Here is a 16290-nt window from a genome sequence, read left to right as displayed (position 1 = left end):
GGCGGCGCTCAGAAACACCTGGCCCACGTGGCGACACCTGCACCTTTGCATACGGAACCGATGCGGAACAAGGGAGTTCACATTTTTGGAGTTCGAGCACCACCAAGGGCCACTGAGGTGACGATTTACGTTGCGAAATGCAAAGTGGCGAACGAATTCACCCATTGCGCCGGGCTACCAGACGGTAGGCATTGGACACCTTCCCCAGCCCGGCCAGTGGCTTGAGCAGCAGCCGGTCCAGTGTGGTGGCCACGACGAGGGCGGGAATGGCCGCCACCAGGCCCGCGCAGCGCAGCAGCCACCGCCCGCGGCCGGGCGGCTGGGCCAGCCAGGGGGCGTCGTCGGGTGGCAGGACCGCGTTGGCCGCCAGCCACACCGCGCCCAGCAGGTCGACGGTGTCGGACGACTCGCGGTGCTGCTCCAGGACCACGGTGAAGCCGAGCGCCTCCAGTTCCTTCCGCAGCCCCGCCACCGGGAGGAAGTACAGGTGCTGGGGCTGGAGCCACGGCAGCCAGAAGCGGCCGAAGAGGCGGGCGAACCAGCACTCCGGGTCGGGCACTTCGATGAGCACATGGCCGCCGGGGCCGAGGGCGCGGTGGGCCGCACGGAGTTCCGCGCGGGGGTCCGTACTGTGCTCCAGGTAGTGGAACATGCTCACCACGTCGTAAGCCCCGGCCAGCCGCTCCCCGGCCAGCTCCGGGAAGCTGCCCCGGATGCCGTGGTCGATCCGCCCCTCCCGCTCGGCCAGTTCGACGCCCTCGGTGAAGTCCAGCCCGTCGAAGACGGTGGTGGGGAAGACGGTGCGGGCCACTTCGGGGAAGTGGCCGTGGCCGGTGCCGACGTCGAGCCACTTCGCCGGGGCCTCGGCGGAGGGCTTCAGGGCCTCCGCGCGCCTGCGGTACATCTTCCGCCGCCCGGAGAAGACGTTGCCCATGCCCTCCTCCCCCAGGCCGTCGTAGAAGTCGCGGTAGTAGAACTCCAGCCCGTCGCCGTTCAGCCGGGGGTTCTGGAACACCAGGCGGCAGTCCCGGCACGTGTCCAGCCAGAAGCGGCCCGGCTTGTTCTGGAACCGGTCCTTGGTGCGCAGCCGCCGCTTCAGCCGGGTCGAGCCGCACCACGGGCAGTCCGTGCGGCGCGGCTCGAAGAACCGCTCGGTGCCCTGGTCCAGGTCGGCCCGGTAGCGCGGCCGGAGGGCGGCCACGGCCTCGGCGCGGGACGGCCGCGGGGCTTCCGCGCCGAGTCTGCCGGAGGTGGCGTTGTCCTGGCTCATCGTTCCCCCTCGGGGGTCGTGGTGGGCGGGGTGGTGGCCGCGGTGGCGGCCAGTCGTTCCAGGTGGGCGGCGGCCGCGCGGGCGCCGCCCGCCGCGCGGAAGGACGCGCCGACGCGCTCGGCGGCGGCGCGGTGGCCCGGTTCGTCCAGCACCGCGTCGACGGCCTCGCCGAGCGCCGCCGCCCGCGCCCTGCCGAACCTGACCCGGACGCCCGCGCCCGCGGCCACCACCTGGGCGGCCACCACGGGCTGGTCGTCCCGGATCGGGGCCACCACGAGCGGGACGCCGTGCCACAGGGCCTCGCACACGGTGTTGTGGCCCGCGTGGCACACGACCGCGGCCACCCGCTCCAGCAGGCGCAGCTGGGGGATCCGCGGGACCGTCAGCAGGTTCTTGTCCCCGTCGGTGGCCGGTGGCCCCAGGGTGCCCGCCGGGTCGACGATGACCGTCTGGAAGCGGTCGGCGCGGGCGCGTACGGCCTCCCGCGAGGCGGCGAGGAAACGCGCCCCAACGTCGGTGTTCGCGGTGCCGAGGGTGATCAGGACGGTGGGGCGGGCGGGGTCCAGCCACTCCCACGGGAAGTCCGGTTCGGCCGGGCGCCGGGCGATGGACGGGCCCACGTACCGGATGTGGTCGGCCGCCCGGACGGGCCGCCCGGCCAGTTCCTCCGTGGTGAACGCCAGCACCAGATCGGGCGAGAACCGGGGGTCGGCCGTGCCGCGCGGATCGCCGATCCGGCCCCGCAACCCGGCCAGCAGGCCGTCCAGCCACGCGTCGATCTTGGGCATGCCGTCCAGCGCGCCGGTGAACTCCGCCGAGGTGGTGGCGGAGGTGGCCCACCGTACGCCCAGCCGCTCGGCCACCAGCGCGCCCGCCACGGTCTGCTGGTCGGCCACCACCACATCCGGGCGGAACTCCTCGACGGCCCGCGCCACATCGGGCGCCATGGCCTCGGCGAGCGGCACCAGGAAGTCCTCCCACAGGAACTTCAGCGCGCCCGGGCCGCGCACCTCGGGCGGGCGCTCCGCCCCGCCCTCACCGATCACCGGCCCGGCGCAGCGGTGGACCGTGGCACCGGGGCCGACCAGCCGCTGCACGACCTCCGGCAGCCCGGCCCAGGCCACCTGGTGGCCACGGGCCGTCAGTTCGGCCGCCACGCCGACGGTGGGGTTGACGTGGCCGACGAGCGGCGGCACGACGAAGAGGAAGCGGCGGCCCGAGGAGGTGGGGGACGTGGCGGATGCCGCGGTCATGAGGCATCTGCTCCCTCGAGCCCGGCCGCCACCGGGACGGCGGTGCCCTGTTCGCCGATCCAGGACAGCAGCAGCGCGCGTATCCGCGCGGGCGCCTCGGCCAGCACCGAGTGCCCCTCCCCCGGCAGCATGACCGTCCGGGTGCCGGGCGGAAGCGCCCCGAGCCAGCCGTCCTCGGCGGCGAGTTCGGAGTCGGCGCCGTACACGGCCAGCGCCGGGCAGCGCAGGGCGCGGACCCGCTCCTCGCTCACCGTCCGGCTCGCCGCCACGTCCTCGGCGATCGTGGTCGTACGCACCAGCCGGGCCGCCGACTTGGCCAGCCGCGCGGTGTGCGCGCCCCGGTGGGCGGTGACCCAGGCCAGCGACTCGGCCTCGTGCGCGACGAGTTCGACCACGATGCGCCGCATGATCCCGCTGATGTCCGTCAGCCAGCTCGGGGTGGCGGGTTTCGCCTCGATCGTCGCGAGACCGGCCACCCGTTCCGGGCGGCGCAGGGCGTATCCGTAGGCCACCGTGCCGCCGAAGCAGTTGCCCACCACGTGGACGGGGGTGGTGATATCCAGCTGGTCAAGCAGCCGTTCCAGATCGCTGACGAACGTCTCCAGCCGGTAGCCGGATCCCGGGCGCTCGCTGCGGCCGTGCCCCCGCTGGTCGTACATCACCACGTCCAGTCCGGCGGCGGCGAGGTCCGGGGCCACGGTGAAGTACCAGCTGGCCAGGGAGTCGGTGAGCAGGCCGTGGACGAGTACGACGGTGGCGGTGGGCGGGCGGCCGTCCGGCGGGGACAGCCGCTGTACGTGCAGGCGGAGGCCGTCCGGTCCGTCGCCGGTGCCGGGCGGGCCACCGAGTTGGATCATCGCCATGGTCAGCTCCCCTCGACCGCTCTGGCGTCGACCGCTCCGGCCTCGGCCGCTCCGGCCTCGACCGCGCTGAGGCACCGCACGATGTACTCCACGAGCTGCCCGACGGTGAGGCCGATGATCTCGTCCAGCTCCAGATCGGCCACGAACTCGGCGAAGTTGACCTCCTGCCCGTAGCGGTCCCGGAGGCTGCCCGCCAGGGTCACCAGGTCGATGCTCTCCAGCTCCAGGTCATCGGTGAAGCGGGTGTCCATGGCGACCTCGATGTCGTCGAGGCCGTCCTCGTCGAGCATGGTCCGGAGCATTCCGGCGACGTCCGCGAGCACGGCCGGTGCGTCCGGTGCGGTTGCGGGTGCCGGGGCTGTGGGTTCGACGGTGGGTTCGACGGTGGTCACTGATCGGTCTCCTCGTCCTGATCCCGGTGGCCCGGACCGGTCGTCCAGGCCACGGCGTACTCCCTGCCCGGCAGCCCGGACGGGTTGGCGGTCCTCGTACAGCGCACCCGGTAGCGGCGCGGCGGGTGTCCGGGGGCGGTGGCCACCTCGACGGTGAGGTCCGTGTGCTCCGCGCCGACCACCGCGGTGTCCCGGCCGGTGCCGTCGGCCCTCGCCACCGCGTCCTTCGCGGCGCGGAAGGCGGCGGCCCACCAGGTGGCGGACGCGTCGCCCGCGGCGGTGACGGTGGCGAGGAGCGCGCGTTCCACCGGGCCGAACGCCGCGTCCCGCTCGGCGATCTCCTCGATCTCCTCGATGCCGATGCCGGGACGGCGTTGCTCGCTCGGGTGGCGCGGCGCCACCAGGGCGACCCCGGCCTCGGCCCGGTGCGCCAGCGTCAGGTCCAGCGGGGGCAGGGTCCGGCCGTGGACGCCGACGGCGTACGGGCGGCCGTGCTGGTCCTCGCACACCCGGATCTCGGCCGGGAAGACCGGCCCCTCCCCCTGCTCCCACAGCCACCGCCGCACCGCGTCCTTGGCCGCGATCCGGCCCAGCAGCCACTGCCGACGCCCGAGCGGTGACTGCCGTGCGTACTCGGCGCGTTCGGCGCTGCCCAGGTGATTGCGCATGATCAGATCGCGCGAGGCCAGGTCCGGCCAGCGCTCGTACACCAGTGACCAGCCGCCCGGCTGGGGCCGCGACAGCGTGTTGCGCTGCGGGAAGCGCTCCACCGGGCGGGTCTGCGGATCGTTGTCGAACCGGCGGTCGTGCCAGCCGTGCAGCTCCGCCCACACCTCGCCGCCGATCAGCAGCTGAACATCGGCCTCCAGCGCCGCATCGGTCAGCGCGACGATCCTGACCAGGCACTCCACCGCGGTGCCGGGCCGTGGGGGCGGACCGTAGAAGCGCATCAGGCGCATGCCGACCGGGAAGACGACGGAGCGCTCGGTACGGGTCGCCATGATCCAGTACCCGAGCAGCTGACCGACGTTGTCCAGGAGCCCACCGGGCGCCGCCGGGGTGGTGATCGTGCCGCGCACCTGCATCTCACCGATCGCGGCGAGCCGGGTGAGGCCCTGGAACGCCGGACCGTGGAACATCCAGCGCTCGTCGTAGATCTGCGCCGCGGTGTGCTCGGGTATCCGCTCGGTGGCGGGGTCGAAGCGCCACGGCGCGGGGCGTTCGGCGGCGTCGGGGTAACGGGGCGCGAGCTGAACGGTGCCACGCGCGCTTCGGCCGAACGTGGCGGTGTAGTGGCCGGGGGCGGTGGCCGACGGTGTCACGGTGACCTGGACGGTGCTGGGTGGCGTCGCGGTCACCCACTGATCGAAGCGCGCGCCGTGCACGGCCACGGCCACGTGCGGGCCGTCGGCCGTGTGCTCCGCCGCGTCGATGAGGTGCTGCACGATCGTGGTCGCCGGAACCACGGGCCACCGATCCCCCTCATCGGGCCACCCGGACCGCTGCGGGAAGAAGCAGTGGTCGCGGAGGTAGGGCATGGCCTCGGTGGACACGCGCACGTCGTAGGTACGCGCACGAGGCACCACCGGCCGGGCCCGCCCCGCCGCCACCAGCGCGGCCGCCGCATCGGCCGTTTCCCGGAGCAACGCGTCGAGTTCGGCAGCCCAGGCCCCCACCACCGCGTACGGCGGTACGGCCTGAGCCGCACCCGGCGCCGGAGACGGTGGCGCGGGGTGCTGCGGGCTCGCTGCCGATCGCGCGTCCGCAGCAGCCGCCGTCGCCGCGTGCGGCGGCGCGGCGTGGGCGGTGCCCGCCACCAGGTAGGGCGGCGCGGAAGGCTGCGGTCCCGCCACCGGACGCGTGCCTGCTGCGGCCACGCCCGCTGTCGCCGCGTGCGATGCGGCGTACTGCGAACCCGCCACCGCCGGGTGCGGCGCCCCGGCCTCACCCGCGCCCGGCGGAGACGGCGGCGCGAGGTGCGCCGTCACCCCATGCGGCGGCGCAGCGTGGGCGCTACCCGACGCCGGGTACGGCGCCGCGGGCGACTGCGGGTCCGCTGCGGGGCGTGAGCCCGGCGCGACCTGACCCGTGCTCATCGTCGCCACGTGCGACGGCTCGGCGTACTGCGAACCAGCCACCGCCGAAGGCGACACCTCGACCACACCCGCGCCCGCCGGAGACGGCGGCGCGAGGTGGTGCGAGGCCGCCGGAAGTGGCGACGCGCCCTGGCCCGCACCCACTGTCACCGCGTGCGATGCGGCGTACTGCGAACCCGCCACCGCCACGTCTGGCGGCGGCGCAACCTGGCCCGGACCAGCCGCCGGTGTGGGATGGGGGGCCGGGGGGCGGAGCTCCCCGGTTTCGGGAAGGGGCGGGGTGGGGGAAAGACCAGCCGGCAGCATCCCCCGCAACTCCGCCAGCCGCCGCCCGCTCAGCGAAACGAGCGCGCCGTCCAGGGAGAGACGCACCGGGGCCGACGGCCGCGCCGAGCCGGGGCGCGGCAGGGCGGGGTCCACGGGCGCGCCCTCCGTCCACAGCGCGGTGGCGACGCGGCGCAGTTGGGCGACGCCGTCGCGGTGGGGCGAGTTGGCGGCCACCACGACGTGGTCGCGCCCCTGGAGCGTGTCGCCGATGAGCGAGGCCAGCTGGCCGGTGCCCATCTGGACGAACGCGCGGAAGCCCGCGTCGTACAGGGCCTCGGTCAGCAGCCGGAACCGCACCGGTTCCAGGAGGTGCCGCACGAACAACTGCCGCACCTCCGCCTCGGTTTCCGGATACGGCGCGGCCGTGGTTCCGGACCAGACGGGGATACGGGGCGGCAGGAGCAGCTCGAAGCGCTCCGCCAGGGTCCGGATGGGGTCGAGGTAGGGGGCCAGCATGGGCGTGTGGAAGCCGGATTGGAAGGGCAGGACCTGCGCGATCACGCCCGTGGCGCGCATCGCCTGGACGAACTCCCCGACGTCGGCCCGTGGCCCGCACACCATCGACTGGCTGGGCGCGTTGTCGTGCGAGAGCACGATCCGGCGCTCCGGCCGCTCCGCGAGCGCGGTGAGGACGCGTTCCGCGCCCGTGCCGAGAACGGCGAAGGTCACCCCGGGGACGCGCAGCGCTTCGGGGTCGAAGGAGTCGAGGAAGGCGTCGACAGCCTCGCCCGCGTAGAGTCCGCCCGCGGCCATGGCGGACCACTCGCCGACGCTGTGTCCGGCGACCGCGTCCGGCACGATTCCCATGCGTCGGAGCGCCGCGTTGAGCAGGCGCCCGACGCCGAAGACGCCGACGCCGTGGCGGCCGATGTCACCGGCGCGGGCCGCCTCGCCGTACCGCTCGCCGGGGCGGTCACTGGTGTGCCGGGACAGCCCGAAGTACTCGGCGATCCCATCCGTGCGGGGCTGGAACTCGGCCTCCAGGCCGGGGAAGACGAAGGCCAGTTTCCCGGCGGTCGCGAGCAGCGGCTCCGTGGTGAACCAGACGTCGTTGCGGCCGCGCCACGGGCGGCCCTTGGCGACCACGCGCCGGGCCAGGGCGAGCCGCTTGGCGGTGGGGTCGACGATGCCGAGCCGGGTACGGGCGCCCCGGCCCGACGCGGGCACGGCCCCGGAGGCCCGTACGGTCGCATCGTCGGCCGCGAGCAGTTCGGCCAGCCGCTCCGGCGTGTCCACGGCCAGGGCCAGCACCCGTTCGGGTTCGGTCACGACGGTGGCCGGGCGCCGTTTCACCGGCGCGGTCGACTCCTGCTCCAGCACCACGTGCGCGTTGATCCCGCCGAACCCGAAGGCGTTGACCGCCGCGCGCCGCACGGGGGCTTCCCAGGGCGTGGCCGCGTCGAGGGTGCGGAAGCGGGTGGACGCCAGCCCCGGGTGCGGGTCGTCGCAGTGCAGGGTGGGCAGCAGCCACCCGTGATGGACGGCGAGGGCGGCCTTGACCAGCCCGGCGACACCGGCGGCGGGCATGGTGTGGCCGATCATCGACTTCACGGAGCCGATGACGGCAGACTCGCCACGAGAAGAACCGCCGGGCCCGAACGCCTCGGCCAGCGTGGTGAGTTCGGCCGCGTCCCCGGCAGGGGTGGCCGTGCCGTGCGCCTCCAGCAGGCCGATCGAGTCCGGTTCGCGCGGGTCGAGGCCCGCGGCGCGCCAGGCCTGCCGTACGGCGCGGGTCTGGCCGCCCGGGTCCGGGTTCACCAGCCCGGTGGCGCGGCCGTCCGAGGCCACGCCGGTGCCGCGGATCACGGCGTAGACGCGGTCGCCGTCGCGCCGCGCGTCGGCGAGCCGTTTGAGGACGACCACGCCGGTGCCCTCGCCGATCAGCAGGCCGTCGGCGGCGCGGTCGAAGGGCCGGATGCGCTGGCTCGGCGACAGGGCGCGCAGCTGCGCGAAGACGCTCCACAGGGTGATGTCGTGGCAGTGGTGCACACCGCCCGCGAGCATCACGTCGCACCGCCCGGACGCCAGCTCCGCCACCGCCTGGTCGACGGCGACGAGCGACGACGCGCAGGCGGCGTCCACGGTGTAGGCGGGCCCGCGCAGATCGAGCCGGTTGGCGATGCGGGAGGCGGCGAGGTTGGGCACCAGGCCGATGGCCGCCTCGGGACGGTCCGGGCCGAGTTGCTCGGTGAAGGCGTCCCGGATCCGGTCCAGGTGGCCGGGGCCGAGACCGGGCAGCAGCTCGCCGAGGGTGCGTACGAGCTGGTGCGCGGTGCGGACGCGCTGGTCGAGCCGGACCAGCCCGGGCGTGAGGTAGCCGCCCCGGCCCAGGACGACGCCCACCCGTTCCCGGTCGGGCAGCCGGTCGTCGCCGCCCGCGTCGGCGAGGGCGGCCGCCGCGACGCCGAGGGCGATCAGCTGGTCGGGTTCGGTGCCGGACACCGAGTTCGGCATGATGCCGAACCGGGCGGCCTCCACCTGCGCGTACGTGTCGACGAAGCCGCCCCGGCGGCAGTACACCCGGTCGGGGGCGGCCGGGGTACCGGGGCCCTGGGGATCGTAGAACCCCGTGTCCCACCGCCCGGCCGGGACCTCGGTGATGGCGTCCACGCCCCCGGTCAGGTTGCGCCAGTAGGTGTCCAGGTCCGGGGAGCCGGGCAGCAGGACCGACATCCCGACGATGGCCACCGGTGGCGTCTGGTGACGGCCGGTCATGGTCACCAGCCCGAGGCGGTGTAGACGACGGCCGGGTCCGGCTCCTCGCCCCAGGCCAGCTCGCGCAGCAGCGCCAGCGCGCCCTCTTCGGGGTCGATGAGCGCGATGCCGCGCCGGGCGTACTCCCGGCCGAGTTCCGGTGTGACCATCCCGCCGTGGGTGCCGGTCGGGGCCCATGGCCCCCAGTGCACGGTCAGCGCCCGGCGGCCGGTGCGCGCCCGCCACTGCGCGCCGAGGGTTTCCAGCGCGTCGTTGGCCGCGGCGTAGTCCACTTGGCCGCGGTTGCCGAGGGCGGCGGAGATGCTGCCGAACAGCACCGTGAACGCCGGAGGTTCGGGCAGTTCCGCGAGGGCGTCCAGCAGGGTCCGCGCGCCGTCCACCTTGGTGCCGAAGACCCTCCCGAAGGACTCGGCGGACTTCTCCGCGATCAGCCGGTCCTCGATGACACCGGCGGCGTACACGGCACCGTCCAGCCGCCCGTGGTCGGCGTGGATCTGCTTCACGGCCCGGAGCACGGCCGCGTCGTCCCGGACATCCACCGCGCGGTAGCGCACCCGGCTGCCCAGGGCGGTCAACTCCGCCAGCGTGGCGGCGACTTCGCGACGGGCGAGGATCCGGGCCACCTCCCGCTCGATCTCGGCCGGTGTCGCGGCGCCCCGGGCGGCGAGCGCGGCGCGCAGCGCCGTCTCGTCGCGTGCCGCGGCGGTGTCCGGGGCCTCCGGTCCGGTGGGTTCCGGCGTACGGCCGAGCAGTTCGATCCGGCAGCGGGCGGCGGACGCGAGGGCGAGGGCGCAGCGGGCGGTGATGCCGCGCGCCCCGCCGACCAGGACCACCACGGAGTCCCGGTCCAGGCCGAGCGCGGCGGCCTCCGCCGCGCCGTCCCCGGCGGGCCCGGCGCCCGAGGCCGCGAGCGGCCCGAGCGGGGCGTGGGTCAGGTCCAGCCGGTGCCGTCGCCCGTCGGCGGTGCGCAGGACGACGGGCGCACGGTCGGTGGCGGACAGCTCGTCGAGCAGTGCGGCGGCCACGTCGTCGCCGGACGCGGGCGCGCCGGCGGCCAGCTCCACCAGGGTGGCGGCCGTGTCCGGGTACTCCCTGGCCACCGTACGGAACACCCCGCGCAACCCCGCCGGGCGCGGGTCGAGCGGGTCGGCCGCGCGCACGGCCAGCAGCCAGTGCGGTCCGCGCCGCAGCGCGGCCTGGAGCACGGCGAACGCCCCGGGCAGCAGGGGCGCCCCGGACCCGGTCAGCGGGTCGAGCAGCAGCACGCCGTCCACCGGGCCGTCGTCCTCGGCGAGCAGATGGCCCGCGGCGAGGGGCATGGCCTCGGCGCCGTATCCGGCCAGCCGGGCGGCGACGGCGGCGGCCGCCCCGTCCGTGTCCCCGCCGAGCAGGGCGAAGCGCTTGCCGGTGAGGTCGGGCGACGTGTCCTCCCGCTCCTCCAGGGGTACGGGCACCAGCCGCATCCGCCGGGGCGCGACGCCCGGCGCGGCGGCGGGCTCCTCCTGTGCGACACCTGCGGGGTCGGCCTCGGCGGGGGCGAGGCGCGCGGTGAGCCAGTCGGTGACGGCCGCGGTCGTACGGGCCTTGGCCAGCTCCTCCAGCTCCTCGTCGCCCAGCGCGGCGGTTCCGGCGCCCGCGACACCGAGGCGGCGGGCCAGCTCACCGGCGATCTCGGCGCGTTTGATCGAGTCGATGCTGAGATCGGCCTCGAGGTCGAGATCGGGTTCGATCATGTCGACGGGGTAGCCGGTGCGTTCGCTGATGATCTCGGAGACCGCGCGCAGGACTTCGGGCCCGGTGGCGGACGCGGCCGGTTCGGCGGTGGCCGGTTCAACGACGACCGGGGCGGGGGTGTCCGCCGCGGGCTGCGCGGGCAGGGGCGGTGCGGTGGCGGGTGTGGCCAGGGGCAGGGGTGCGGCGGCAATCGGCGGCGGGGCCGTGGGCCGCTCCCCCGCCGCCCCGCCGAAGTAGGTGAGCAGGACGTCGCGCTGGGCGGCGATCATCTCCCGGCTCGTTCTCAGGTATTCGGCGATCAGGGCATCCCGGTCCCCGTATCCTCCATCGCCCTTGCGGTCCGTCTGGCTCACCGTTGCCTCCACGACACGTCGGGCCGGTGCCAGCGCACCGGGGAGAAGGTCACCGTCCGCGGTGCGGACCAGTTGTCCGTCGACCGTCCATCCGGGCCGCTTGGGTGGTGCGGTGGACGCCGCGTCCACGGCGTCACGGCCGCGGAACAGCCAGCTCGTACGCACCGGAACCCCGGCGACGGCCAGCTGGGCGAGGGCTTCGAGGAACCCGCGCGGCCCCTCGAAGCCGCCTCCCCGCCCCTCGGTACGGGCCCGTCGCGCGTCGCAGGCGACGGTACGGTGCGGCCGGTCGCCCAGGATCTCCGCGACCAGCCGGGTCAGTACGGTGCCAGGACCGGCCTCGACGAAGATCCGGGCGCCCGCCGCGTACATGGCCTCGATCTGGTCCCGGAAGCGGACCGGGGCGCCGATCTGGGCGGCGAGTTCGGCGCGGATGGCGTCCGGTTCCGCGCCGTGCGGGGCGGCGGTGCGGTTGGCCCAGACGGGGAACTCCGGTGCCCGCAAAGGGTGTTCGGCCAGCGCCTCGGCGAAGCGTGGCCCGGCCCCGGCGACGAGTGGGCTGTGGAAGGCGCACGCCACGGAGAGGCGCCGGACCGTGTGCCCGGCCTCCCGCAGCAGCGTGACCGCCTCCGCCACCTCCCGTTCGGGACCGGAGATCGCGGTCTGCTGGGGTGCGTTGTGGTTGGCGGCCACCACGTGCTCGGCGAGCCCGGCTTCCCTCAACAGCCGCTCGACGGTGTCGGCCGGGGCGGTCACGGCGGCCATGGTGCCGGGCTCGTGTCCGGCGGCCTCGGCGGCGTCGAGGATGGCGGCCGCCCGCGCGGCGCTGAGCCGGGGCAGGGTGCGCGGGTCGAGGGCGCCCGCGGCGCACAGCGCGACCAGTTCGCCGTAGCTGTGTCCGGCCGCCATGTCGGGCCGTACTCCGGCGGAGGTGAGCAGGGCGTGGGCGGCGAGCCCCACGATGCCCAGGGCGGGCTGGGCCACCCGGGTGTCGGTGAGGGCGGCGTGTTGCGCCGCCTTCCCGGCCTCGTCGAAGGCGGCCGGAGGGTACAGCACATCGGCGTAGCCGGAACCGTGGAGCAGATGCCGCCGCAGTTCGGGGAAGGCCACGAACACGTCAGCGAACATCCCGGGCCGCTGGCTGCCCTGCCCGGGGAAGAGGAAGGCCACCTTGCCGGGCGGGTCCTCCGGGTCGGCGTCCGGGGACGTGTCGGCCACGTACAGCCCCTCGTCCCGCCCGCCCGGTCTGGGTGGCCGCCCGGAGATGGCCGCGTCGCCCGAAAGCACCCGCCGTAACCGCTCCGCCAGGTCGTCCAGGTCCGTGGCCACCACCGCCACCCGCACCGGTTCGTGGCCGGAGTCGGCCCGCCGGGACGCGGTCAGCGCGAGGTCGCGCAGCCGCCGGGGCCGCCCCGCCGCGTCGTTGGCCTCGGTGTGCCGCAGCGTGTCCTCGACCGCGCGCAGCGCGGCCCCCCGGTCGGCCCCGCGGAAGAGGAAGAGTTCGCAGGGCCAGGCGTCGAGCGTGTGCGCGGGTGGCGGCGCGCCCTTGCCGTGTGCCGCCAGCACCACGTGGAAGTTGGTCCCGCCGAAGCCGAACGCGCTGACCCCGGCCACCCGGTCCGCGGGCGCCGTGGCCCACGGCCGCGCCTCGGTGTGGAAGGCGAAGGGGCCGTGCTCCGCGTCCCACGCCGGGTTCGGCCGCGTCAGGTGCAGGGTCGGCGGCTTGACGCCCGTGTACAGCGCGAGCGCGGTCTTCACCAGCCCGGCCAGCCCGGCGGCGCATTTGGTGTGCCCGATCTGGGTCTTGACGGAGCCGAGCGCGCAGCCGCCGGTGGCCGCCCCCGCCTCGGCGAACACCTCGCCGAGGACGGTGAGTTCGGTACGGTCGCCCACCGCCGTACCGGTGCCGTGCGCCTCGACCAGGCCGACACGCGCCGGGGAGATCCCGGCGCTCGCGTAGGCGCGCTCCAGTGCGGCCCGCTGGCCCTCGGGGCGCGGCGCGGTCAGCCCGAGCGAGCGGCCGTCGCTGGACGAGCCGACGCCCTTGATGACGCCGTAGATCCGGTCGCCGTCGCGTTCGGCGTCGGCCAGCCGCTTGAGGACGACGCACGCGACGCCCTCGCCGAGCGCGATGCCGTCGGCCGACGCGTCGAACGCCCGGGACCGGCCGGTCGGGGACAGGGCGTGCACGGAGGAGAAGAGCACGTAGTCGTTGATGCCGTTGTGCAGGTCGGCGCCGCCGCACAGGACGAGGTCGCTGGTGCCCGCGGTCAGCTCCTTGCAGGCGACGTCGACGGCGGCGAGCGAGGACGCGCACGCCGCGTCCACGGTGTAGTTGGCGCCGCCGAGGTCGAGCCGGTTGGCGATCCGTCCGGAGATGACGTTGGCGAGCATGCCGGGGAACGAGTCCTCGGTGAGTGTGGGCAGTTGCCCGGCCAGGTCCTCGGGCACCTCGCGGAAGTACGAGGGCAGGACGGCGCGCAGGGTCTGCGCGTTGGACAGGTCACTCCCCGCCTCGGCGCCGAACACCACGGAGGTGCGGGCGCGGTCGAACGCCCGGCACCCGTCCCCGGGGTCGCCGTACCCGGCGTCGTCCAGCGCCCGGCGGGCGGCCTCCAGGGCCAGCAGTTGGACCGGTTCGATGCTGCCGAGGGAGGCCGGGGGGATGCCGTAGCGCAGCGGGTCGAAGGGGATGCGGGGCAGGAAGCCGCCCCACCGGGAGGCGGAGGCGCCGTCCTCGTCGCCCGTGTAGTGGACGGCGGGGTCCCAGCGCTCGGCGGGCACCTCGGTGATGGCGTCGACGCCGCCCACCACATTGGCCCAGAACGAGGCGAGGTCGGGCGCCTGCGGGAACATGCAGGCCATGCCGACCACGGCCACGTCCAGCGGTGCGGGCGCCGGAGCCGTCGCGGGGGCTCCGGCCACGCCGAGCGGCGCGCACAGCGCCCCGGCCCGCGCGGCGAGGAAGTCCGCCGCGGCCGGGCCCACCGCGTGGTGCAGCGCGGCGATGGTGGTGGTGGCCGAGCGCAGCACCGCGACCTGTCCGGCCATGAACATGCCGTCGGAGAGCTGGCGTTGCTCGTCGGCCTCGGCCAGCCGGCCGTCGGGGCCGCGTTCCAGGCCCTTGCTGGCGATGCGCAGCCGCCCCACGTTCAGCCGCTCCAGCCGCTCCCACAGCTCCCGGTCGGGCACGCCCTCGTCCCGCAGCCGCTCCTTGAGGGCGCGATAGCTCTCGGTGAAGGGGCTCGGCACACAGCGCGTGGCGTGGCCGGGCGCGGTCTCCAGCAGCGCGGTGCGCTCGGCGGCCAGCACCTGGCGCTGGAAGAGGGGTCGCACGGCGCCGTGGGCGACGGCCTCCTCGGTGAACAGGTACGCGGTGCCCATGAGCGGCCCCGCGGCGACGCCGCGCCGGGTCAGCGGGGCGGCGAGCGCGGCCACCATCGCGGCGGACCGTTCGTCGTGCACGCCACCGGCGAAGTAGACCTCGATGCCCGCGCCGTCGGCCCGGTGCGCGGGGTCGTCGAGGAAGTCCTCGATGACGGCGATCTGGGCCTCCCACAGCGGGAAGCTCGCGCGCGGACCCACATGGCCGCCGCACTCGGAGCCCTCGAAGACGAAGCGCCGCGCCCCGCCCTCCAGGAACTGGCGCAGCAGTCCGGGCGAGGGCACGTGCAGATAGGTGGTGATGCCGTCCCGCTCCAGCGCCGCGGCCTGGGACGGCCGTCCGCCCGCGATGATGGCGTGGCTCGGGCGGATCTCCCGTACGGCCTCCAGCTGGGCGCTTCTGATGTCCTCCGGGGCGAAGCCGAGGACGCCCACCCCCCACGGGCGCCCGGTCAGCGCGGCAGCGGCGTCCTCCAGCAGGGTGCGCGCCTGCTCGCGTCCGGCCAGGGCGAGCGCGATGAACGGCAGCGCGCCGTCCGCCGCGACGGCGGAGGCGAACCCCGCCTGGTCGCTGACCCGCGTCATCGGGCCCTGCGCGACGGGCAGGTGGAACGGGGCCCCGGGCGCAGCATGCCGTACGACGCCCCGGATGGCGTCGGTGATGCCCCGGACGGCGCGGCCGACGTCACGCCAGCGCGCGGCGAAGCGCGCCGCGAGGAACCCGTCCTGACCCACCGTCAGGGGCGGTGGCCCGGGCCGCGGGGAGCGCGCCCGCGGGCGCAGCGTGCGGCGCCCGTCGACGACGGTGGTCTCCGATCCGTCCATCGGGCGGAGCAGCGCGGCACGGTCCTCGGGGAGCCCCGATTCGGCGAGCAGGGCCAGCTGGGTGTCCAGGACGACCCCGGCCGCGCCCCCGATGACCGCCGCGGCGGCGGTGCGCGGGCCGATGCCGCCGCAGGCCCACACCGGTACGGACACCCCGGGCTCGGCCAACAGCCGCTGGAGCAGGACGAAGGTGCTCAGTTCACCCACCGGCCCGCCGCATTCGCTGCCGCGGGCGATCAGCCCGTGTGCCCCGTCCCGGACCGCTTCGAGTGCCTGGTCGAGGTCGGTGACCTCGACCAGCACGCGATGCCGCCCGACGACGGCGTCGAGCGGCCAGGGCGCGCCCGCGCCGAGGATCACGGTGTGCGGCCCGGGTTCGCCGCCGTCCCCCGGTGGCCCGGTGTCCGGTGGTGCCGCGTACCGCAGATCCGCGGGCGTCAGGGGGCAGCCCGCCGCCACGCGTACGCCGTACCGCCCGTCGGCAACCCAGTCGTGGACGCGTTCCCACGCGTCCAGTGCCGTGCGGCGCGTCGTTCCCAGGTCGAGGACGCCGAGGCCGCCCGCGCGGCTGACCGCCGCGGCGAGCCGGGGGTCCGGTTCCCCGAACGGAGTGATGCCTATAACCAGATCGCCAGGATACGCAACGGATGACATGTTTTCTCCGGATAAATCGCTGTAGCCGCGAAAGGGAGATAATTCTGACATGCACGTCTAACGTACGGCTTGCGCCTTTTACACAAAACGACGCGGAGGCGAAATTAGCGATCCGGTTACTGAGCCGTCAACAAGTTGCGAGCGCCGTACCTGCCAGGACGGGCTGGATCTCGCCATAGGCGGGGAGATCGATCGCGGTGCCGCCCCTCTCTTTCTTTGTTAAATATTGATGTACCTTGCGTGAGCTGGGGCGGAAGAGAGCGTGCCACCGGCGTCCCTTGTGCCCCTCGAATACACCATTTACCCAGCGGGAGTCCCGCCGGGAAAACCGCTCGAGCGCGCCGATCGAACCCAATCGGCGGACCACGTTCCGCATTCTGAATTACGCGCACATGCGGCGCATCGCCGGAAAGTGCGGCCGGAA

At 75.0% G+C, this 16290-nt stretch carries 6 protein-coding genes; all 6 read right to left on the bottom strand.

The features are described from left to right. Positions 1-157: 157 nt before the first annotated feature. On the bottom strand, positions 158-1270 hold the full coding sequence (locus tag LCH29_RS02365; RefSeq protein WP_446459984.1) for a class I SAM-dependent methyltransferase: 1113 nt from the start codon (positions 1268-1270) through the stop codon (positions 158-160). Continuing rightward, positions 1267-2523, bottom strand: a complete 1257-nt coding sequence (locus LCH29_RS02360; RefSeq protein ID WP_446459983.1) for a glycosyltransferase — start codon at positions 2521-2523, stop codon at positions 1267-1269. Before LCH29_RS02360 ends, LCH29_RS02365 begins: the two co-directional genes overlap by 4 nt. Next, positions 2520-3386 carry an alpha/beta fold hydrolase gene (locus LCH29_RS02355; RefSeq protein ID WP_446459982.1) on the bottom strand — a complete coding sequence of 289 codons (867 nt, stop codon included), beginning with the start codon at positions 3384-3386 and terminating at the stop codon, positions 2520-2522. The genes LCH29_RS02360 and LCH29_RS02355 overlap by 4 nt, the downstream gene beginning before the upstream one ends. 2 nt (positions 3387-3388) lie before the next feature. Then, positions 3389-3688 carry an acyl carrier protein gene (locus LCH29_RS02350; protein ID WP_446460279.1) on the bottom strand — a complete coding sequence of 100 codons (300 nt, stop codon included), beginning with the start codon at positions 3686-3688 and terminating at the stop codon, positions 3389-3391. 86 nt (positions 3689-3774) lie between these two features. Continuing rightward, positions 3775-8916, bottom strand: coding sequence for a beta-ketoacyl synthase N-terminal-like domain-containing protein (locus LCH29_RS02345; protein WP_446459981.1), 5142 nt, complete (start codon positions 8914-8916; stop codon positions 3775-3777). A gap of 2 nt (positions 8917-8918) precedes the next feature. Continuing rightward, positions 8919-15866: an SDR family oxidoreductase gene (locus LCH29_RS02340; RefSeq protein WP_446459980.1), complete on the bottom strand. Its 6948-nt coding sequence runs from the start codon at positions 15864-15866 to the stop codon at positions 8919-8921. Positions 15867-16290 lie beyond the last annotated feature (424 nt).

This window comes from Streptomyces sp. BRA346 (assembly GCF_052851135.1).
Note: the sequence above shows the minus strand (reverse complement) of the source record. Positions and strands in the feature narration are given on the sequence as shown.

Excerpts from the sequence above, each read along its gene's own strand:
- LCH29_RS02365 (WP_446459984.1), bottom strand. The coding sequence starts at position 1,270 with ATGAGCCAGGACAACGCCACCTCCGGCAGACTCGGCGCGGAAGCCCCG.
- LCH29_RS02360 (WP_446459983.1), bottom strand. The coding sequence starts at position 2,523 with ATGACCGCGGCATCCGCCACGTCCCCCACCTCCTCGGGCCGCCGCTTC.
- LCH29_RS02355 (WP_446459982.1), bottom strand. The coding sequence starts at position 3,386 with ATGGCGATGATCCAACTCGGTGGCCCGCCCGGCACCGGCGACGGACCG.
- LCH29_RS02350 (WP_446460279.1), bottom strand. The coding sequence starts at position 3,688 with ATGCTCCGGACCATGCTCGACGAGGACGGCCTCGACGACATCGAGGTC.
- LCH29_RS02345 (WP_446459981.1), bottom strand. The coding sequence starts at position 8,916 with ATGACCGGCCGTCACCAGACGCCACCGGTGGCCATCGTCGGGATGTCG.
- LCH29_RS02340 (WP_446459980.1), bottom strand. The coding sequence starts at position 15,866 with ATGTCATCCGTTGCGTATCCTGGCGATCTGGTTATAGGCATCACTCCG.